The sequence below is a fragment of the Microbacterium sp. Y-01 genome, from assembly GCF_003856715.1.
Lineage (GTDB): Bacteria > Actinomycetota > Actinomycetes > Actinomycetales > Microbacteriaceae > Microbacterium > Microbacterium algeriense.
The window spans coordinates 2103156-2122651 of record NZ_CP024170.1; the positions used below are offsets into that span (position 1 = coordinate 2103156).

At 68.5% G+C, this 19496-nt stretch carries 18 protein-coding genes; 7 read left to right on the forward strand and 11 right to left on the reverse strand.

The genetic code is table 11. The features are described 5' to 3' along the window. Nucleotides 1-26: 26 nt before the first annotated feature. The 6 genes from CSX12_RS09925 to CSX12_RS09950 form a co-directional block, all read right to left on the reverse strand. Entirely contained in the window at nucleotides 27-377 is a 351-nt protein-coding gene (locus CSX12_RS09925; RefSeq protein ID WP_017202323.1) for an HIT domain-containing protein, read from the reverse strand. 49 nt (nucleotides 378-426) lie between these two features. Continuing rightward, nucleotides 427-1155, reverse strand: a complete 729-nt coding sequence (locus CSX12_RS09930) for a 16S rRNA (uracil(1498)-N(3))-methyltransferase (protein WP_124895667.1) — start codon at nucleotides 1153-1155, stop codon at nucleotides 427-429. Between the two features lie 2 nt (nucleotides 1156-1157). Then, a complete protein-coding gene (gene dnaJ, locus CSX12_RS09935) occupies nucleotides 1158-2273 on the reverse strand; it encodes a molecular chaperone DnaJ (protein WP_017202325.1) in 1116 nt (371 codons plus the stop codon). A gap of 37 nt (nucleotides 2274-2310) precedes the next feature. Further along, nucleotides 2311-3342: a heat-inducible transcriptional repressor HrcA gene (gene hrcA / locus CSX12_RS09940; RefSeq protein ID WP_017202326.1), complete on the reverse strand. Its 1032-nt coding sequence runs from the start codon at nucleotides 3340-3342 to the stop codon at nucleotides 2311-2313. 69 nt (nucleotides 3343-3411) lie between these two features. Further along, nucleotides 3412-4629 carry a radical SAM family heme chaperone HemW gene (gene hemW, locus CSX12_RS09945; RefSeq protein WP_124895668.1) on the reverse strand — a complete coding sequence of 406 codons (1218 nt, stop codon included), beginning with the start codon at nucleotides 4627-4629 and terminating at the stop codon, nucleotides 3412-3414. Next, nucleotides 4629-5282, reverse strand: a complete 654-nt coding sequence (locus tag CSX12_RS09950) for a DUF1990 family protein (RefSeq protein ID WP_124895669.1) — start codon at nucleotides 5280-5282, stop codon at nucleotides 4629-4631. The genes hemW and CSX12_RS09950 overlap by 1 nt, the downstream gene beginning before the upstream one ends. A gap of 334 nt (nucleotides 5283-5616) precedes the next feature. Here CSX12_RS09950 and CSX12_RS09955 point away from each other — a divergent pair, with 334 nt between their 5' ends. Further along, nucleotides 5617-5994: a GIY-YIG nuclease family protein gene (locus tag CSX12_RS09955; protein ID WP_241160429.1), complete on the forward strand. Its 378-nt coding sequence runs from the start codon at nucleotides 5617-5619 to the stop codon at nucleotides 5992-5994. A gap of 98 nt (nucleotides 5995-6092) precedes the next feature. Here CSX12_RS09955 and CSX12_RS09960 read toward each other — a convergent pair whose 3' ends face one another. Next, nucleotides 6093-6596 (reverse strand): DUF1990 family protein, encoded by a 504-nt coding sequence (locus tag CSX12_RS09960; RefSeq protein ID WP_124895670.1) that lies wholly within the window; start codon nucleotides 6594-6596, stop codon nucleotides 6093-6095. A 3-nt stretch (nucleotides 6597-6599) separates the two neighbouring features. Beyond that, nucleotides 6600-8453 carry a translation elongation factor 4 gene (lepA, locus tag CSX12_RS09965; RefSeq protein WP_017202330.1) on the reverse strand — a complete coding sequence of 618 codons (1854 nt, stop codon included), beginning with the start codon at nucleotides 8451-8453 and terminating at the stop codon, nucleotides 6600-6602. A 242-nt stretch (nucleotides 8454-8695) separates the two neighbouring features. Here lepA and CSX12_RS09970 point away from each other — a divergent pair, with 242 nt between their 5' ends. The 5 genes from CSX12_RS09970 (at nucleotide 8696) to CSX12_RS09990 (ending at nucleotide 15172) form a co-directional block, all read left to right on the forward strand. Next, nucleotides 8696-9679 carry an ABC transporter permease gene (locus tag CSX12_RS09970; protein WP_017202331.1) on the forward strand — a complete coding sequence of 328 codons (984 nt, stop codon included), beginning with the start codon at nucleotides 8696-8698 and terminating at the stop codon, nucleotides 9677-9679. Between the two features lies 1 nt (nucleotide 9680). Beyond that, nucleotides 9681-10613 carry an ABC transporter permease gene (locus tag CSX12_RS09975; protein WP_026049745.1) on the forward strand — a complete coding sequence of 311 codons (933 nt, stop codon included), beginning with the start codon at nucleotides 9681-9683 and terminating at the stop codon, nucleotides 10611-10613. Continuing rightward, complete coding sequence (locus CSX12_RS09980; RefSeq protein WP_017202333.1) at nucleotides 10610-12538, forward strand: ABC transporter ATP-binding protein; 1929 nt, start codon at nucleotides 10610-10612, stop codon at nucleotides 12536-12538. The genes CSX12_RS09975 and CSX12_RS09980 overlap by 4 nt, the downstream gene beginning before the upstream one ends. Before the next feature lie 117 nt (nucleotides 12539-12655). Further along, entirely contained in the window at nucleotides 12656-14365 is a 1710-nt protein-coding gene (locus tag CSX12_RS09985) for an ABC transporter family substrate-binding protein (protein ID WP_124895671.1), read from the forward strand. 75 nt (nucleotides 14366-14440) lie between these two features. Beyond that, the gene (locus tag CSX12_RS09990; RefSeq protein ID WP_124895672.1) at nucleotides 14441-15172 is read left to right on the forward strand and encodes an alpha/beta hydrolase; all 732 of its coding nucleotides are present in this window, start codon (nucleotides 14441-14443) and stop codon (nucleotides 15170-15172) included. On the opposite strand, the gene CSX12_RS09995 is transcribed toward CSX12_RS09990, so the two are convergent. Next, nucleotides 15167-16402: an MFS transporter gene (locus CSX12_RS09995; protein ID WP_124895673.1), complete on the reverse strand. Its 1236-nt coding sequence runs from the start codon at nucleotides 16400-16402 to the stop codon at nucleotides 15167-15169. The genes CSX12_RS09990 and CSX12_RS09995 overlap by 6 nt on opposite strands. Continuing rightward, a complete protein-coding gene (locus CSX12_RS10000) occupies nucleotides 16399-17772 on the reverse strand; it encodes a GH1 family beta-glucosidase (protein WP_124895674.1) in 1374 nt (457 codons plus the stop codon). Before CSX12_RS10000 ends, CSX12_RS09995 begins: the two co-directional genes overlap by 4 nt. Nucleotides 17773-17994: 222 nt before the next feature. Here CSX12_RS10000 and rpsT point away from each other — a divergent pair, with 222 nt between their 5' ends. After that, nucleotides 17995-18255 carry a 30S ribosomal protein S20 gene (gene rpsT, locus CSX12_RS10005; RefSeq protein WP_017202338.1) on the forward strand — a complete coding sequence of 87 codons (261 nt, stop codon included), beginning with the start codon at nucleotides 17995-17997 and terminating at the stop codon, nucleotides 18253-18255. Nucleotides 18256-18334: 79 nt separating this feature from the next. On the opposite strand, the gene holA is transcribed toward rpsT, so the two are convergent. Continuing rightward, complete coding sequence (gene holA, locus CSX12_RS10010; RefSeq protein WP_017202339.1) at nucleotides 18335-19372, reverse strand: DNA polymerase III subunit delta; 1038 nt, start codon at nucleotides 19370-19372, stop codon at nucleotides 18335-18337. Between the last annotated feature and the right edge of the window lie 124 nt (nucleotides 19373-19496).

The following is a 19496-nucleotide window of genomic DNA, read 5'->3' on the forward strand; positions in this document are numbered from 1 at the left end:
GTCTGCGCTCCTGCGGTTCTTGGTTGTCAGGCACCGACACTCTTCTCGGTCAGTCCTCCGGCCAGCACGTGGGCATGGACGTGGAACACGGTCTGCCCGGCGTTCGGGCCGCTGTTGAAGACGAGGCGGAAGTCGCCGTCGTCGGTGTGCGCCGCTGCCAGCTCCGCCGCGAAGGCGATCATCTCGGCCAGCAGAGCCGGGTCTCCGGCCGCGAGCTCGGCGACGGTACGGTACTCGGCCGTCTTGGGGATGACGAGGAGATGCACCGGCGCCTGGGGCGCGATGTCGCGCAGAGCGAAGAGGCGGTCCGTCTCAGCGAGGATCTCGGCAGGGATCTCCCCGTCGAGGATGCGCGTGAAGATCGAGGGTTCCGTCATGAGGCCAAGTCTACTGACCAGTGCGCGAACCCAGCCCGTGCCTGGGGCGTCACCATCGGCCGAGCGCGACCGACAGCACCGCGATCGCCGCGGGGCCGGCGGTCGATGTGCGCAGCACCGTGTCTCCGAGGAGCACGCGCTCAGCGCCGGCGTCCGTCAGCAGACGGAGCTCCTCGTCTGAGATCCCGCCCTCCGGCCCCACCACGAGCACGAGGTCGCGGCCGTCCGGCACGATCTCCGACAGCTTCGCCGGAGCCGTGGGGTCGAGCAGCAGCACGCGGTCCGAAGCCGCCCGCCGTGCCAGCTGCTTCGTCGTCACGGGCGCTGCGACCTCGGGCAACCAGGCCCGATGCGCCTGCTTCGCGGCCTCGCGCACGATCGTCGCCCACCGCTCCCTGCCTTTCACGGCCTTCGGACCCTCCCAGCGGGAGACGCTGCGGGCGGCCTGCCACGGCACGATCTCATCGACGCCCAGCTCGCACGCCGCCTGGACGGCGAGCTCGTCGCGATCGCCCTTCGCGAGGGCCTGGACCAGGACGACCCGGGGCCGCAGTGCCGCCTGCTCCGTGCGCTCCGACACGCGGACGTCCACACGCGTCGGCGACACCTCCTCGGCGGTGCCCTCGAGCCAGACGCCGGCTCCGTCACCGACCGTGACCGCCTCGCCGACGCGCAGTCTCCGGACCACCGCCGCATGCTTCGCCTCCGCTCCGGTCAGCGACACGAGGTCGCCGACGCGGGTGTCCGTCGACGATTCGACCAGGAAGTGCAGGGCCATGATCAGTGGCTGCGGAAGCGGTCGCGGAGCTTCGAGAAGAGACCCTGCTGGAACTGTGCGAGCTGCGGCTCCGGCGACTTCGCCTTCTTCGCGAAGTCCTCGATCAACGCGCGCTGAGCGGAGTCGAGCTTGGTCGGGGTGAGCACCTGCACGCCGACGCGCAGGTCGCCGCGCTGGGTGCCGCGCAGCGGGGTGATGCCGCGCCCCTTGATGGTGAGCACGTCGCCGGACTGCACACCGGGGCGGATCTCGAGGTCCACCTCGCCGTCCAGCCCTTGGATAGAGGTCTCAGTGCCGAGGATCGCATCCGTCATCGACACCTCGAGCGTCGCGAGCAGGTCGTCGCCCTCGCGGCTGAAGGCCGGGTGCGGGGTGACCGTCACCTCGACGTACAGATCGCCGTTCGGGCCGCCCGCCTTGCCGACCTCGCCCGAGCCGGGCAGCTGCAGACGCAGTCCGGTCTCGACGCCGGCCGGGATGTCGAGGGAGACCGTGCGACGGGAGCGCACGCGACCCTGGCCGCCGCACGTGCCGCACGGGTACGGGATCGTGGTGCCGTATCCCTCGCAGGTGCCGCAGGGCTGGGACGTGACGACGTTGCCGAGCAGGCTGCGCACCTGTCGCTGGACGTGCCCCGAGCCACCGCAGATGTCGCATGTCACGGGTGAGGTGCCCTCCTGGCAGCACGAGCCCTGACAGGTCTCGCAGAGCACCGCGGTGTCGACCTCGATGTCGCGGTGCGCGCCGAACACGACGTCGCCCAGGTCCAGGGTCACCCGCACGAGCGCGTCCTGCCCCCGCTCCCGGCGTGACCGGGGGCGGGCTCCGCGTCCGCCGCCCTGCGCCGCGCCGAAGAAGGTCTCGAAGATGTCCCCGAAGCCGCCGAAGCCGCCGAAGTCTCCCGCCGCTCCGTCGCCGCCGCCCATGTCGTAGCGACGGCGGGAGTCCTCGTCGCTGAGCACGTCGTACGCGTGGGTGACGAGCTTGAACTTCTCCGCCGCGTCGTCGCCGGGATTCACATCCGGGTGAAGCTGACGCGCAAGGCGTCGGTACGCCTTCTTGATCTCATCGGTGGAAGCGTCCCGGGACACCCCGAGAACCTCATAGTGGTCCGCCACAATCGCCTTTCTGCGTGTGTCTTCTGAGGCGGCCGCGTCAGCGGCCGGCCTCGTCGTCGTCGAGCATCCGCGACAGGTAGCGGGCCACGGCCCGCGCTGCGGCGAGGTTGCTCGGGTAGTCCATGCGGGTCGGGCCCATCACGCCGACGCGCGCCGTGCCGCTCGGTGCGGCGTAGTTGCTCGCCACGATCGAGGCCTCGCCGAGGCCGAACGGCGCGTTCTCGGTGCCGATGCTCGCCGCGAGTCCGTGCTCGTCGGCCACCATCTCGCTCATCAGCCGCAGCAGCGTGACCTGCTCCTCGATCGCCTCCAGGAGGGGGTGGATGCTGCCGCGGAAGTCCTGCTCCCGCCGCGCGAGCGTCGCCGCTCCCGCCATCACCAGACGTTCCTGTCGGAAGCCGCCGAGCTCGTCGATCACGACGGCGGCGATCGTCCGCAGGATCCGGTCCTGCGGGGTCTCCTCGCCGTCGAGCACCGCCTGCAGGCGGTCGGACGCCTCGCCGATGCCCTGACCCGTGATGAGCGCGGAGAGTCGTGCCCGCAGCACGGCCAGGTCGGGTTCGTCGATCGTCTCCGGGAGCACGGCCATGCGCTGCGACACACCGCCGGCGTCTGTCACGAGCACGATCAGCAGCCGATTGGGAGCCAGGGCCACCAGCTCGAGGTGCGTCACATGGGCGCGCGCGAAAGACGGGTACTGCGCGAGCGCCACCTGTCCCGTCAGCTGCGTCAGCACGCGGACGGTGCGCACCATCAGGTCGTCGAGGTCGGCCGGCTCGCCGAGGAACGATTCGATGGCCGAGCGTTGCGCGGACGAGAGCGGCCGCAGCTGAGCGAGGTGGTTGACGAAGACCCGGTAGCCCTTGTCTGTCGGCACCCGACCGGACGACGTGTGGGGAGCCGTGATCAGCTCCTCGTCCTCGAGCAGCGCCATGTCGTTGCGGATGGTCGCCGCAGAGACGCCGAACGAATGCCGGTCCACGATGGATCGGCTGCCGACGGGTTCGTGGGTCTCGACGTAGTCCTGCACGATCGCGCGGAGAACCTGGAGTCCTCGCTCTGTGACCATCGCCTTCCCTTCCGCTGGCACTCGGACGTTCAGAGTGCCAATCTTACCGCGGACCGGCCGCGCTTCGGCTCAATCCGTGAGCTCCCGCACCACCGCGTCGGCGAGCAGCCGCCCGCGCAGGGTCAGCTGGATCCGTCCCTGGATCGCCGAGGCGGGATCGACGAGTCCGTCGGCGATGAGCCCGGCGACGCGCTTCCGGTTCTCCAGCGGCACCTCGTCGATGGCGATGCCCTCGCGGATGCGGCTCAGTAGCAGGATGCGCTCGAGGGTGCGGGACTCGGCATCGGGACGCTCGGTTCCGGCGGCGGGAGATTCCGACGCTGCGAGGCGCTGGGCGTAGGCGGCCGGATGCTTCACGTTCCACCAGCGCAGTCCGGCCATGTGGCTGTGCGCGCCGGGACCGAATCCCCACCAGTCGCTCCCGCGCCAGTAGGCGAGGTTGTGTCGGGATCGTTGCGCGGGCGTTCGGGCCCAGTTGCTGACCTCGTACCAGTCGAACCCGCCGGCGGCGAGTCGGGCATCGGCCACCTCGTACATGTCTGCCTGAAGGTCGTCGTCGGGTGTCGGAACCTCGCCGCGGCGGATCTGCCGGGCGAGCTTTGTCCCGTCCTCGATGATGAGCGCGTAGGCCGAGATGTGATCGGGCTCGAGGGCGAGCGCCGCCTCGAGCGAGGCCTCCCAGTCGGCGAGCGACTCCCCCGGCGCACCGTAGATCAGGTCGACGCTCACCGCGAGCCCCGCGTCCTTCGCCGCGGCGACGGCGGTGCGCACGTTCTCGGGCCGGTGGGTGCGGTCCAGTGCCGCGAGCACGTGCGGAACGGCGGACTGCATGCCGACGGACATCCGCGTCACCCCGGCGTCCGCGAGCGTGCGCGCCACGGCGGGCGTCACGGTGTCGGGGTTCGCCTCGACGGTCACTTCGGCGCCCTCGGCGAGCCCGAACGCGGTGGTCGCCGCCTCGAGCATGCGTGCCAGGTCGCCTGCCGGGAGGAGGGTCGGGGTGCCGCCGCCGAAGAACACCGTGTCCATCGGGCGCAGGGCTCCCGCCTCGCCGAGCACCCGGTGCGCGAGCGCGATCTCGGAGATCAGGGTGCTCGCGTAGTCCTCCTGCTTGGCACCGCGCAGCTCGGTCGACGTGTAGGTGTTGAAGTCGCAGTAGCCGCAGCGCACGGTGCAGAACGGGATGTGCAGGTAGGCGGAGAACGGCACGCGCGTATCGACGGGGAGATCGGCCGGCAGCCGGCCGTCCGACGGCGCGGGGTCACCCAGGGGAAGCGGTCCCGCCATCAGAGCGGGGTCGCGTACAGCGGGGAGATCGCCCGGAGGTAGCGCGCGAAGAGCTCCCGGCGACGGCGCTTCACGAGCGCGGGGATCATGCGGTAGGTCAGCGCGTTCGGCCGATCGAAGGCACGCACCGTGAACCAGACCTCGTCGTTGTCCTCGCGCCAGTCCACGTCGAAGGACTCCTCGCCGCTCACGACGGAGCCGCCGATGGTGCCCAGCACGAAGCCGATGCGCCGCGTCTCCTCGGTGACCGAGATCACGCGGAGTTCCGAGTCGGCGCGCATGCCGGCCACGCGGCCGCGCAGGTGCAGGGTCATCCCCGCGCCGACGAACGGCATGCCCTCGGCGTCGTAGCGCGGTTCGACGTCGCGCTTGCTCGGCGCGATCGGGTTGCCCTCGGCGTCGAAGCTCACACCGGCGTAGGCGGGTCCGGGTGCGGGGCGCACATCTTCGACCGAGAGGCCGGCCGCGCGCTGCGCCGTCCACGAGAGGAGCGCCTCCCCCGCTGTCTGGAAGCGTTCGACACCGCTGCCGATCCGCCAGGATTCCTCCGCCGGGATGCTGCGCTCCGGCGGGTACTGCATCAGATCGGGCGCGTGGGTCGCACCCACGGCCGCATAGTCCACCGTGTCGTCTCGGAAAGTCCCGCGCCGCATGAGTTCCAGCCTACTTCGGGTTCCCTGAGCGAACACCCCCCGCGCCGCACGCCGTCACATCCCAAGGTCCCTGACCCCGTCCACCTGGATCCCTGACCCCGTCCACCTGGGTCCCCGAGCCCGCCCATCCTTTGGGTCCCTGAGCTTGTCGAAGGGCCCAACCCCCTGGGTCCCTGAGCCTGTCGAAGGGCTCAACCCCCTGGGTCACCGAGCCCGCCCATCCTTTGGGTCCCTGAGCTTGTCGAAGGGCCCAACCCCCTGGGTCCCCGAGCCCGCCGAAGGGAAGTTGTCCACAACCTCTCCTGTCGGCGCGACTCTCCGGGACCATGGGTCGATGGCTTGGACGTACATCCTGAGATGCAACGACGGCAGCTTCTACACCGGGAGCACGAACGGCGATCTGGAGGCCCGCGTCTGGGAGCACAACCATGACGACCAGTTCGCGGCGAACTTCACCCGCCGCCGCCGACCGGTCGTCCTCGTTCACGCGGAGCACTTCGAGACCGTCGATGCGGCGTTCTTCCGGGAGAAGCAGATTCAGGGATGGAGCAGGCGGAAGAAGCTCGCGCTGATCGAGGACCGGTCCGAGGACCTTCCTGACTTGTCGAAGCCGTCCCAGGGGGACGCTTCGACAAGCTCAGCGACCCAGGCTCGGGTGGGCCCCGGAGCTCGCCGAAGGGACTCAGCGACCCAGGCTCCAATGGGTCCCTGAGCTCGCCGAAGGGACTCCGCGACCCAGGCTCCAATGGGTCCCTGAGCTCGCCGAAGGGACTCCGCGACCCAGGCTCGGGCTCGGCGCAAATCCGGGGCTCAGGGACCCGGAGGGGGTGGTGCCGAGGTGAACGGCGCAGCGGCATCCCGCACGATCCGTACGTAGCGCGCGTGAGTGACCCGCTGGAGCACGAGCAAGGCGGGAGCGAGCAGTCGCCAGAACCAGGTCGAGGGACGGGAAACGGACCGCGCGGTAAACACTCCGGCCTCATCGAGCCGGAACGACTCTTCGCCGTAGATCGGATGCCCCGGCCGGGTCTCGTACCCGAAACCGCTCTCGTCAGCCCAGACGACACGCACCGGTTCGACGAAGCGGACACCGAGGATCCACTTCACCAAGACACCTTCATCCCCCGCGGCCGGAGCCTCAGTGGGCACAGCGAAGCCGGCGCGACGCTTGAACTCCCACGAGCTCACCAGCGCCGAGACCGCTGCGTGCGCTTCGGGTGCCACCGTCGTAGACCGCTCGGAGAGCCGCAGCCCCTCCGGCACCGTCGCGATCGGATGACGTGTCATCCCGCGCTCGAACGCCGGAACGGGCATCTGCTACTTCTTGTCCTTGCCCTCGACGTCGCCGGAGAGCGCGGCGATGAACGCCTCCTGGGGGACCTCGACGCGACCCACCATCTTCATGCGCTTCTTGCCCTCCTTCTGCTTCTCGAGGAGCTTGCGCTTGCGGGTGATGTCACCGCCGTAGCACTTCGCCAGCACGTCCTTGCGGATTGCGCGGATCGTCTCACGGGCGATGATGCGCGCACCGATCGCGGCCTGGATCGGCACCTCGAACTGCTGGCGAGGGATGAGCTTGCGCAGCCGCTCCGCCATCATCGTGCCGTACGCGTACGCCTTGTCGCGGTGCACGATCGAGCTGAATGCGTCGACCTTCTCGCCCTGGAGGAGGATGTCGACCTTGACCAGGTCGGCCTCCTGCTGCCCGGAGGGCTCGTAGTCGAGCGACGCGTAGCCCTGCGTCTTGGACTTCAGCTGATCGAAGAAGTCGAACACGATCTCGCCGAGCGGCATGTTGTAGCGCAGCTCGACGCGCTCCTCCGAGAAGTACTCCATGCCGAGCAGCGTCCCTCGACGGGACTGGCACAGCTCCATGACGGTGCCGACGTAGTCCTTGGGCAGCAGGATCGCGGCCTTGACCATCGGCTCCGACACCGAGCCGATGCGCCCGTCGGGGTATTCGCTCGGGTTCGTCACGGTCACCGTCTCGCCGGTGTCCGAGGTCACGACTTCATAGATCACGCTCGGGGCCGTGGTGATGAGGTCGAGGCCGAACTCGCGCGCGAGGCGCTCGGTCACGATCTCCAGGTGCAGCAGGCCGAGGAAGCCGCAGCGGAAGCCGAAACCGAGGGCCACGGAAGTCTCCGGCTCGTACTGCAGGGAGGCATCGGAGAGCTTGAGCTTGTCGAGCGCCTCACGCAGCTCCGCGTAGTCGCTGCCGTCGATCGGGTAGATGCCCGAGAAGACCATGGGCTTCGGGTCCGTGTAGCCGGGAAGAGCCTCCGCCGCGGGCTTGCGGGCGTTCGTGATCGTGTCGCCGACCTTCGACTGGCGCACATCCTTCACGCCGGTGATGAGGTAGCCCACCTCGCCGACACCGAGTCCCTTGGTCGGGGTCGGCTCGGGGCTCGACACACCGACCTCGAGGGCCTCGTGGTTCGCGCCGGTCGACATCATCTGGATGCGCTCGCGGGGCGACAGGCTGCCGTCGACCATGCGCACGTAGGTGACGACGCCGCGGTAGGCGTCGTACACCGAGTCGAAGATCATCGCGCGGGCAGGAGCGTCCGCGTCGCCGGTCGGTGCCGGGATCTCCTGGACCAGTCGGTCGAGAAGGTCCTCGACGCCGGCCCCGGTCTTGCCCGAGACACGCAGCACGTCTTCCGGCTTCCCGCCGATGAGCGATGCCAGCTCCTTGGCATACTTCTCCGGGTCGGCCGCCGGCAGGTCGATCTTGTTCAGCACCGGGATGATGTGGAGATCGTTCTCGAGCGCGAGGTAGAGGTTGGCGAGAGTCTGCGCTTCGATGCCCTGCGCGGCGTCGACGAGCAGGATCGCGCCCTCGCAGGCGGCGAGGGAACGCGACACCTCATATGTGAAGTCGACGTGCCCGGGGGTGTCGATCATGTTCAGCGCGACGGTCTGCCCGTCGAGCTCCCACGGCATCCTGACCGCCTGGCTCTTGATCGTGATGCCGCGCTCGCGCTCGATGTCCATCCGGTCGAGGTACTGCGCCCGCATGTCGCGGTCCGACACGACTCCGGTGATCTGGAGCATGCGGTCGGCGAGGGTCGACTTGCCGTGGTCGATGTGGGCGATGATGCAGAAATTGCGGATCTGCGCAGCCGGCGTCGCGGCAGGCTGAAGCGGGGTGAGAGCGCGTGGGGACATGTCCACTCGATTGTACGGTGAGGGACGGCTAATCCCCGATTCGGCCACAGCGGTGATAGTCTCCCGAAGTTGCCCGGGACAAATGCATGACACCAGATCCCGTAAGCGATAAGACTCCGTCACAGACCCCGTGGTGGCCGTCGCGTCGCGCAGTACGGTAGATGGTGGTTGAATATCTACCCGACTCAGCGTTGCGTCGGCGGATCCCGAGCGCGTCTGTAGAAGAGAAAGACTGACCCCCCTTGATCAAGTACCTCGTGCGCCGCGCACTCGGCTGGCTGCTCATGATCGTGGTCGCCACGAATCTCACGTTCTTCCTCGCGTGGGGATTCCTCGATCCGCGCAGCAACTACGTCGGACGGCGCCCGCCGCTCACTCCGGAGCAGATCGACAACGTCCTGATCCCCCGGAACCTGAGCGACACCGTTCCGCTGATCGAACGGTGGTGGAACTGGTTCACGAGCATCGTCCTGCGCTGGGACTGGGGCGTCAGCCCGACCGGGCAGTCGGTGAACGAGCAGGTCGCCTACCGCATGTGGGTCAGCGCCGAGCTCGTCCTCGGCGCCACGATCATCGCCGCCGTCCTCGGCATCTGGCTCGGCGTCTACACCGCCTCCCGTCAGTACAAGCTCGCGGACCGCATCGGCCAGGCGACCTCGATCATCACGATGAACATCAACATCATCGTCGCCGCTCTCGCCGTCGTGCTCCTCGCCATCGCACTCAACGAGGCGACCGGCGTCCGCATCTTCTACGTCACCGGCTCCTCCAGCCCTGGCGTCACCGGCTTCTTCCCCACGATCGTCGATGCACTCCAGCACGTGACGCTCCCGACGATCGCCCTCGTGCTCGTCGGATACGCGCAGTACCACTTCCTGCAGCGCTCGCTGCTGCTGGACAACATCAACGCCGACTACGTCCGCACGGCACGCGCGAAGGGTCTGACCAAGGCCCAGGCGGTGCGCAAGCACGCCCTGCGGACCTCGCTCATCCCCGTCGCGACGCAGGTCGCCTTCACGATCCCGACGATCTTCACCGGCGCGATCCTGACCGAGTCGATCTTCGCCTGGCAGGGAATGGGGCGCTACTTCCTCGACACCATCAACCAGAACGACATCAACGGCGTGGTGGCTGTCGCCGCCTTCGGCGCCGTGCTGACCGCGATCGGCGCCGTGCTCGCCGACATCGTCGTCGTCGTCCTCGACCCGCGAGTGAGGGTGAGCTGAAATGACCACCGATATGATCGATCCGCTGGTCGAGCCGCCCGTCGGCCCGGCACAGCCTGCGGAAGCCGCCGCCGAGAAGTCCCTCTCGAAGTGGACCCTCTACAGCCGCCGCTTCATGCGCAACAAGCCGGCCGTCGCCGGCGTGATCATCCTGATCGTCCTGGTCCTGTTCGCGACGCTCGGCCCGCTCCTCTCGCCGTATGCCGTCAACGACATGGACTTCCTGTCGCTCGGCAAGGGACCCTCCGCCGAGCACTGGTTCGGCACCAACGGCGCCGGCAACGACACCTACACCCAGACCGCTATCGGTCTGCAGCGCTCCCTCATGATCGCGATCACGGTGTCGGTAGGCACGACGATCCTCTCCGCCCTGGTCGGCACGGCCGCCGCCTACTTCGGCGGCTGGTTCGAGCGGATCGCCCTGCTGGTCATCCACTTCATGATGGTCGTCCCGACCTTCCTCATGCTCTCGGTGATCTCGAACGACTCCGGTGGCGTCTGGTGGGTCATCGCGCTCGTCATGATCTTCATCGGGTGGTTCTTCCCCGCGCGCATCATCTGGACCATGACCCTCTCCCTCCGGGAGCGCGAGTACGTCCAGGCGGCACGGTACATGGGCGTCCCCGGCACACGCATCGTCCTGCGGCACCTCGTCCCCAACATCGGGTCGCTGCTGGTGATCAACTTCACCATGGGCATCGTCGCCGCCGTCACCACCGAGACCGGACTGTCGTTCATCGGGTTCGGCGTGAAGATCCCCGATGTATCGCTCGGCTCGCTGATCGGCGAGGGCAGCACGTCCATCACCAGCTCCCCGTGGCTGTTCTACTTCCCGGCCCTGGCCCTCACGCTGCTGACCGTCTCCATGGCGTTGATCGCCGACGGCCTGCGTGACGCCCTCGACCCCACCTCGGCTGCAGGAGGCCGCGCATGAGCCCCGTACTGTCCGTCCGCGACCTCAGGGTCAGCTTCGCCTCCGAGGCGGGACGCGTCGATGCCGTCCGCGGCGTCTCGTTCGATCTGGAAGCCGGCAAGACGCTCGGCATCGTCGGCGAGTCCGGGTCGGGCAAGTCCGTCACCTCGCTCGCCGTCATGGGCCTGCTCGACGAGAACGCCAAGGTCACCGGCTCGATCATGTTCGACGGTCAGGAGCTGCTCGGGAAGACCGACTCGCAGCTGTCCGCCATCCGCGGCAACGGCATCTCGATGATCTTCCAGGACCCGCTGACCTCGCTCACCCCGGTCTACACCGTCGGCGCGCAGCTGATCGAGGCTCTCACGGTGCACCGCAACCTCAGCGCCAAGGAGGCGAACGCTCGCGCGATCGATCTCCTCAAGCTCGTGGGCATCCCCGAGCCGGAGAAGCGGATGAAGGCCTTCCCGCACGAGTTCTCCGGCGGCATGCGACAGCGCGTCGTGATCGCGATCGCGATGGCGAACGACCCCAAGCTGATCATCGCCGACGAGCCGACGACCGCTCTGGACGTCACGATCCAGGCCCAGATCCTCGACCTGATCGAGAAGGCGCAGGCGGAGACCGGCGCCGCGGTCATGATGATCACGCACGACATGGGTGTGGTCGCCCGCACCGCGGACGACGTCATGGTCATGTACGCCGGCAAGCCTGTGGAGCAGGCTCCCGTGCGCGAGCTCTTCCACCAGACCCGCATGCCGTACTCCATCGGTCTCCTCGGTGCGATCCCGCGCGTCGACAAGGCCGAGAAGGAGCCGCTCACCCCGATCAAGGGCAACCCTCCGCTGCTGATCAACCTCCCGGACGCCTGCCCGTTCGCGGATCGCTGCCCGATCGTGATGGACGCGTGCCGCACGCGCGAGCCGGAGCTCCTTCCTGTCGCCACGGCCGGCGGCGCCGAGCACCGGGCCGCCTGCATCCGCTCGCACGAGATCGAGGACGGCGGCATGCTCGGCGGACTCCCGGTCTACCCCGTGCGCGAGGCTCCCGAGAGCGCCCTGACGCGTCTCCCGCGGGAGGAGCGACCGATCACCCTCGAGGTCAAGAACCTCACGAAGACGTTCCCCCTCCTCAAGGGCGCGTTCCTCAAGCGCAAGGTGGGCGAGGTCCACGCCGTCAAGGGCATCAGCTTCGACGTGCGCGAGGGCGAGACCATGGCCATCGTCGGTGAGTCCGGCAGTGGCAAGACGACGACGCTGCTCCAGATCATGGACATGATCAAGCAGACCGAGGGCGACATCGTCATCGCCGGCACGAGCGTGAACGACATCCGCAGCCGCAAGGTGGAGCGTGCGCTCCGTCGCGACATCCAGATCGTGTTCCAGGACCCGATGGGCGCGCTCGACCCGCGCATGACGGTCGCGGACATCATCTCCGAGCCGCTGTCGGCGATCGGCACGCCGAAGGCGGAGATCCAGCGACGCGTCGGCGAGCTGATGGACCTCGTCGGTCTCAACCCCGCGCACCGTGACCGCTTCCCGCAGGCGTTCTCCGGCGGACAGCGTCAGCGCATCGGCATCGCCAGGGCCCTGTCGACCAACCCGAAGATCGTCGTTCTCGATGAGCCCGTCTCGGCGCTGGACGTCTCGATCCAGGCCGGCGTGATCAACCTGCTCGACGACCTCAAGGTCAAGCTCGGCCTGTCCTACCTGTTCGTCGCACACGACCTCTCCGTGGTCCGTCACATCGCCGACCGGGTCGCCGTGATGTACCTCGGCGACTTCGTCGAGCACGGGGATGTGGACGAGGTCTTCGACAACCCGAAGCACCCGTACACGCGCGCTCTGCTGTCGGCGATCCCTGTTCCGGATCCGGACATCGAGCGCACGCGGCAGCGGATCGTCTTCGATCCCGCGTCGGTCACCGACCAGCCCGTCGCCTCCTGAGCCCACAGCGCATGACGGTCCGATAACGGTTAAGTCAGATTCACTTGCCGCAGGGGCATTCATGCACCCGGCGAACTATTCTCCCCTTATGACACGCCGCAAGGCGAAAGGAGCACCATGAAGCAGTACAAGCTGATGGGAGCGCTGGCACTCACCGGCGCTTTCGCACTCGCGCTCAGCGGGTGCGCTGCCGGTAACAGCGGCAGTGGCGACAACAGCGACAACGGCGAGGCCGCCGAGGTCGAGATGGCGAACTACAACCCCCAGCCCCGCGAGAACCTCAAGGAGGGTGGCGAGGTCAACTTCGCGATCCGCGAGGTCCCGCCGCAGCTGAACGCGTTCAACAGCGACGGCAGCGCCGACACCGCGCGCATCGCCGCGTGGTACACGCCGCAGCTCATCCTGATGAAGCCGGACGGCACGCAGTACAAGAACGACAACTACCTGTCCGAGTGGAAGAACGAGGTCAAGGACGGCAAGACCGTTCTGACCTTCACGTTCACGGACGAGGCCCACTGGAACGACGGCACGGACATGGACTGGACCGCCATCGACGCCACGTGGAAGGCCAACCGCTCCTACGACGAGGGCTTCAACCCGAACGCGACCGACGGCTACAAGGACATCGAGTCCGTCGAGCAGGGCGACACGCCCAAGACGGCGATCGTGACCTTCAAGAGCGAGTTCGCCTGGCCGCAGATGCCCTTCAACGGCGGCGTCATCCACCCGGCCCTCGCCGACCCGACCACGTTCAACGAGGCCATGGTCGAGAACCCGCACCCCGAGTGGGGTGCCGGCCCGTACACCGTCGACGAGTTCGACGCCAACAAGGGCTACATCTCCTTCAAGCCGAACCCCGAGTGGTGGGGCGACGCTCCCCTGCTCGACAAGGTCACGATGACCGGCATGGACGGCCAGGCCGGCGTCAACGCCTTCAAGAACGGCGAAGTCGACATGGTCGAGACGGGCTCCCAGGAGCTCATCGACCAGGTCAAGGACGTCGACGGCGCGAAGGTGTACCGCGCGCAGCAGACCGCTAACACCATCCTGCAGGTCGACTCGACCAAGCCGCAGTTCGAGGACGTCAAGGTCCGCGAGGCGTTCTTCAAGGCCATCAACATCGACCAGCAGAAGCAGATCGCCTGGAACGGCCTCGGCTACGAAGAGGACCCGGCCGGCTCGCTGACCCTGTTCTCCTTCCAGCCCGGCTACAAGGACTCCATGAAGGCCGCCGGCTGGGAGTTCGATGTCGAGGGCGCCAAGAAGCTCCTCGACGAGGCCGGCTGGACCGAGGGCTCCGACGGCATCCGCGAGAAGGACGGCGTCAAGCTCTCCGTGGTCTACCCGATCTGGAGCGACACCGCCACGCAGAAGGCGCTCGCCCAGTCGCTGCAGGCGCAGGAGAAGGAGGTCGGCATCGACGTCAAGGTCGAGGTCCGTCCCGCCAGCCAGTTCTCCGACGACTACACCTCGAAGAACTGGGACGTCTCCGGACTCCGCTTCACCTCGTCCGACCCGTTCGGTGCCGCCTGGTTCTGCCAGCTGTACTGCTCGGACTCCGGTCTCAACCTGTCGGGTGTCGGTGACGCCGAGCTCGACGCCGAGATCAAGGACAAGGTCGAGTCGCAGAGCGACCCCGAGGCGCAGACCGCTGCCGCGATGGAGCTCGAGCCCGAGATCTACAAGCGCTGGGGCCTGATCCCGCTCTACAACGGCCCGCAGATCTACACGGTGCAGGAGGGTCTGGCGAACCTGACCCCCGAGCCCTACGTGGGTCTCGACCTCTTCGGCATCCAGCCGGTGGAGAACGTGGGCTGGGAGAAGTAATCCTCTCTGACACGTTCCGTGTCGAAGCGGGGCCGGTGGTTCATCCACCGGCCCCGCTTTCCTTATGCTGAAGCCGTGACCGCTCAGATCGTCTTCGTGCACGGCATCCGCACGTCGGCCACGATGTGGCGCGCGCAGCTCGCCTACCTCGAGTCCCGGGGGCGCCGGGCGACAGCGGTCGATCTGCCTGGTCACGGCAGCCGCATGGATGAGGATTTCTCTCTCCACGAGGCGCTGCACACGATCGACCTCGCCGTTCGCGCCGGCGCCGAGGACGGGCCCGTCCTGCTCGTCGGGCACTCGATGGGCGGGCTGCTGTCGCTGGCGTACACGGGAGGCGCGGAGAAGCCGCCTGTCGCCGGTCTCGTGGCCGCCGCCTGCACCTCGTTCCCGCAGGGGGCGGGCCTCGCGGCGTACCGCCTGTTCGCCCGGGCCGTCGATGCGCTGCCGGACCGCGGCATGTGGCTCACCCAGCGGATGCTCGCGGCGACGATCCCGGAGGAGCACCGTGGGGACTTCGCGGCCGGCGGCTACGCGCTGGACACCCAGGATTCGGCTCTGCGGAGTCTGGCGGCTCTCGACGTCGCGTCCGCGGTTGCGCGCATCGACGTGCCGCTGTGGTTCGTGAACGGGCAGTACGACCAGCTGCGACTGAACGAGCCCGCCTTCCGTCGCCTGGCACCGCATGCGGAGCTCATCGTCGTGCCGCGGACGACGCACCTCGTGACGACGATGCGACCGCAGGTCTTCAACGCCGTGCTGGGAGTCGCGATCGCCACGGTCGAGCAGCGGGCCGCCTCCTCATGACCGGCTCGGTTGTCGCGCGAAGGCCGTGAGGAGCCCGCCGACCAGGGAGAGCACAGCCGCCGCGACGAAGACCAGCCAGAACCCGCCGACCAGGGCGACCAGCCCCGCACCCAGCACCGGTCCGATGAGCTGCCCCAGTGCTGCCGTGACGTTCACGATCCCCAGATCCCTCGCGTGATCCTGTTCGTCGGGCAGCAGATCCGCCGCGAACGCGAGCCCCACGGTGGAGAACGCGCCGTATCCCAATCCCATGAGCGCCGCGGCCACCGTCGTCATCTCGAATGTCGGTACGAGAGCGATCGCGACCCCGGAGGCCGCCTGGACCACCGTGGCAGAGACCGCGAGCGTCCGGCGGTTGCCGGTGCGGTCCGAGACCACGCCCGTGATCACCGATGCGATGACGACGAACACGGTGTACACGAGGATGAGCAGCAGCAGGTTGTCCTGGGCTACCGCGGTCGGCTGACCCAGACCGTGCAGCAGGAAGAAGAGGAACAGCGCCGTCCCGAGCGCGTTGCCGATGTTCGTCACCAGGCGGCCGGAGAGCATCCACGCGAAGTCGCGGTCGCGGAGAGAGGCGAGCGGATGACGCCCGATCCGGGTCGGACGCATCTCCTCCGTCGACGGCGGGTCGGGCAGCAGCAGCGCCGCCGCCGACCCGACGACCGCGATGACTCCCGCCAGCAGCAGGTACCCCTCACGGATTCCCAGACCGAGCAGCACCACCAGGCCCACGCCGAGGACGATGCCCACGGCCTGGCTGGACCCCACGGCGGCCGAGGCGGCGCCGCGCTGCGTGGTCGGCAGCTGATCCGCGATCAGCGCCGTGAACGCGGCGGACGAGACGGCCACCCCGATCGAGACGCCCACCCAGCCGGCGCCGACGCCCCACGGACCCTCCGCGAACCCGGTGAGCACCAGACAGACGGCCGTGAGCAGCACTCCGCCCAGCGCCCAGGGGCGGCGTCGATGGCGTCCCGCCGCACCCCGATCGGACAGCGCGCCGGCGGCCGGTCCCGCCAGGATTCCCGCGAGACCGCCGATCCCGAGAACGAGTCCGGACGAGACGACCCCGCCGATCCAGTCGTCCTCCGGCGTGTCCAGCTGCAGCGGGAGGAGCAGCTGGACCGGTGTGAGCTGCACCGTCCAGATCGCAAGCCATGCCAGGGTGAACAGCGACATCCATCGGAGACCCGCCCTCCTCGTCCGCGCGGGTGAGATCTCGGTCATCGCCCGGCCGCCGTCGCGGTGGTCTCGGCACGCGTGCTCGCGATGAGATCGCGATACCAGTGGTAGGACGCCTTCGGGGTCCGCTCCCCCGTCTCGAAGTCGACGTGGACGAGACCGAACCGCTGCGTGTAGCCGTCGGCCCACTCCCAGTTGTCGAGCAGCGACCACACGGTGTACTCCTCCACGGGGACGCCCGCGTCCATCGCCTCGGACAGCGCGGCGATGTGCCCGGCCAGGTAGGCGATCCGCTCCGTGTCCTCGACGCGCGCAGCGCGCGACGGCTCGGGGAACGAGGCCCCGTTCTCGCCGATGACCACCGGAGGCAGATCCGGATGCCTCCGGTGCAGATCGATCAGGAGGTCGCGCAGCGCTTCGGGCAGGATCGGCCATTCCGGTCCGAAGCCGGTGACGGGAACGCCCGGCGTCGGCACGAGATCGAACGGGATCGGACCTGCTTCCGGAGCGGCGGTCACCGTCGTCGGGTTGTAGAAGTTGATGCCGTAGAAGTCGATCGAGCCTCCGATGACCTCCAGATCGCCGTCGTGCACGGGCATGGCAGGGAGCCCGAGCGCCTCGAGCTCGGGGTACGCACCGGCGAGCAGCGGTTCGCTGAAGACCCGGTTGTGGAGCAGGTCGTAGAGCCCGGCGGCCTGCCGGTCCTCCGCGGTGTCATGCAGCGGGAGGACGCGGGTGTGGTTGTTGGTCAGTCCGACGCGGGCGGCTCCGTGAGCCCGCAGGACCGACGCCGCGCGAGCGTGCGCGAGCAGCTGGTGGTGCACGGTCGGCAGGGCGTCGAAGAGCAGCTGCCGCCCCGGAGCGAGCGAGCCGACGGCATACCCCTGCAGCGTCGTCATCGCCGGCTCGTTCAGGGTGTACCAGTCCGTCACCCGATCGGCGAGGCGGTCCGCGACGATAGCGGCGTAGTCGGCGAACCGCTCGGCGGTGTCACGCTCCAGCCAGCCGCCGTTCGCTTCCACCATGCTCGGCATCTCCCAGTGGAAGAGCGTCGGGAACGGCGCGACGCCGGCGTCGAGCAGCAGGTCGACCAGGCGCGAGTAATGATCGAGCGCCATGCGATCGCCCGGTCCGATGCCGTCCGGCTGCACGCGCGCCCACGGGATGGAGAACCGATAGCGATCGATACCCAGGCCCGCCGCGAGCTCCACGTCCGCCTCGGGTCGGCGGAAGCTGTCGCACGCGGGATCGGCGGTCGTGCCGTCGACGATCGCTCCCGGGCGCTCCAGGAAGTCGTCCCAGATCGATCGTCCAGAGGCGCCGGTCGGGCGAGAACCCTCGATCTGGAAGGCGGAGGTCGCTGCAGCCCAGTGGAGCCCCACGGGCACGGAAGGACGGCGGGGGTCGGGGGTCATCGGGCTCCTTGACGTCGTTGTCGGGCTAAGGACGATTCTGCACCCGGTACCATCGAACGCGCGACCGGGTTTCGCATCGTTCCCGCCGTTTCGCGTGATCGCCCGGTCTGCTGGTAGACTCGACTCTTGGCTTGCGTGTGGGTTCTTCCCTCACGACCGCTGTGCAGCAGCCCTCTTCTGCTGCCGGCATTCCGAACAATCCTGTACAGAAAGCGTCCACACGTGGCAAACATCAAGTCGCAGATCAAGCGCAACAAGACCAACGAGAAGGCTCGCGAGCGCAACAAGGCGGTCAAGAGCGAGCTCAAGACCCTCATCCGCACGACGCGCACCGCTGTCGCCGCCGGTGACAAGTCCGCCGCCGAGGCCGGCCTGAAGAAGGCTGCCGTCAAGCTCGACAAGGCCGTCAGCAAGGGCGTCCTGCACAAGAACCAGGCTTCGAACCGCAAGTCGGCTCTCGCCAAGCAGGTCTCCGCTCTCTGAGTGTGAACTTCGGAGAAAGGCCCGTCCCGTTCGCGGGGCGGGCCTTCTTCGTGTGTCGGTCGGCAGATCGGGGGTCGAGCTACTCGCCGAACGGCTGACGGGTGGCGATCACCGTGACCATGCGCTCCAGAGCGAAGATCGGGTCGCGTGCGGCGCCCTTGACCTCGCCATCGGCTCGCGCGGTCGCCTGGATCGCCAGGCCGAGCGAGCGCTCGTTCCACCCGGCGAGGTCGCGGCGGGCACGATCGACCTGCCAGTCCTTCATGCCAAGACGCTGCGCGAGCTGTCGACTCGGTTCGCGGTTACCCGCGACACGCGCCATCGTGCGGAGCTTCATCGCGAACGCGGCGACCATGGGCACCGGGTCCGCACCGGAGGACAGGGCGTGACGGAGGGCGATCAACGCCTCGCCGTAGCGGCCGGCGATCGCGGTGTCTGCCACCACGAAGGCCGAGACCTCCACCCGGCCGCCGTAGTACTTCGTGACGACCTCTTCGGTGATGTCGCCCTCGACGTCGCCGATGAGCTGCTGGCAGGCCGCAGCCAGCTCGGTCAGGTCGTCGGCGAAAGCGGAGACGAGCGCGCGCAGCGCCGCGGGAGCGATGCGCTTCTGAGCGGCGCGGAACTCTCCGGCGGCGAAGTCGACCCGGTCGCCGTCGCGCTTGACCGCGGGGCACGCGATCTCGATGCCACCGCCGCTGCCGGCTCGGACCGCGTCGAGGAGCTTCTTGCCGCGGACGCTCGCGCCGGTGTGGCGGAGGATGACCGTCGCGCCCTCCTGCGGGTTGTCGAGGTACGACACGGCCTCCTGGATGAAGGCATCGGAGCACTTCTCCACCCCGGACACGCGCACGAGCCGCGGTTCGCCGAACAGCGAGGGCGAAGTGAGCGAGAGCAGCGTGCCGGGCGCGTAGTCGTCGGCGCGCACGTCGCTGACCTCCAGCGCCGGGTCTTCGGCTCGCAGGTAATCGCGAACGCCCGCGATGGCGCGCTCCGCGCAGACCTCCTCCGGACCGGAGACGAGGACGATCGGCGCAGGGTGCGGCTCGCGCCAGGACACCTGAGGGATCTTGGTGGGCTTCGCACCGCCGCGGGAAGGGGGTCGCGAGGCTGCCATGGATCCAGCCTACCCGCGGCGCCCGACACGGTGTCTGCTCCGATCCGGTGCACGCCGTCGTGATGTGCGTTTACACCGTAAGTCCATCCGGCGCAAGGGAGATGGCTGACGCCCACCCGAGGTC

What these genes read in the sequence shown, in the direction of transcription:
- CSX12_RS09925 (WP_017202323.1), bottom strand. Translation starts at nt 377, where the DNA reads ATGACGGAACCCTCGATCTTCACGCGCATCCTCGACGGGGAGATCCCT.
- CSX12_RS09930 (WP_124895667.1), bottom strand. Translation starts at nt 1,155, where the DNA reads ATGGCCCTGCACTTCCTGGTCGAATCGTCGACGGACACCCGCGTCGGC.
- hrcA (WP_017202326.1), bottom strand. Translation starts at nt 3,342, where the DNA reads ATGGTCACAGAGCGAGGACTCCAGGTTCTCCGCGCGATCGTGCAGGAC.
- hemW (WP_124895668.1), bottom strand. Translation starts at nt 4,629, where the DNA reads ATGGCGGGACCGCTTCCCCTGGGTGACCCCGCGCCGTCGGACGGCCGG.
- CSX12_RS09950 (WP_124895669.1), bottom strand. Translation starts at nt 5,282, where the DNA reads ATGCGGCGCGGGACTTTCCGAGACGACACGGTGGACTATGCGGCCGTG.
- CSX12_RS09955 (WP_241160429.1), top strand. Translation starts at nt 5,617, where the DNA reads ATGGCTTGGACGTACATCCTGAGATGCAACGACGGCAGCTTCTACACC.
- CSX12_RS09960 (WP_124895670.1), bottom strand. Translation starts at nt 6,596, where the DNA reads ATGCCCGTTCCGGCGTTCGAGCGCGGGATGACACGTCATCCGATCGCG.
- lepA (WP_017202330.1), bottom strand. Translation starts at nt 8,453, where the DNA reads ATGTCCCCACGCGCTCTCACCCCGCTTCAGCCTGCCGCGACGCCGGCT.
- CSX12_RS09975 (WP_026049745.1), top strand. Translation starts at nt 9,681, where the DNA reads ATGACCACCGATATGATCGATCCGCTGGTCGAGCCGCCCGTCGGCCCG.
- CSX12_RS09980 (WP_017202333.1), top strand. Translation starts at nt 10,610, where the DNA reads ATGAGCCCCGTACTGTCCGTCCGCGACCTCAGGGTCAGCTTCGCCTCC.
- CSX12_RS09985 (WP_124895671.1), top strand. Translation starts at nt 12,656, where the DNA reads ATGAAGCAGTACAAGCTGATGGGAGCGCTGGCACTCACCGGCGCTTTC.
- CSX12_RS09995 (WP_124895673.1), bottom strand. Translation starts at nt 16,402, where the DNA reads ATGACCGAGATCTCACCCGCGCGGACGAGGAGGGCGGGTCTCCGATGG.
- CSX12_RS10000 (WP_124895674.1), bottom strand. Translation starts at nt 17,772, where the DNA reads ATGACCCCCGACCCCCGCCGTCCTTCCGTGCCCGTGGGGCTCCACTGG.
- holA (WP_017202339.1), bottom strand. Translation starts at nt 19,372, where the DNA reads ATGGCAGCCTCGCGACCCCCTTCCCGCGGCGGTGCGAAGCCCACCAAG.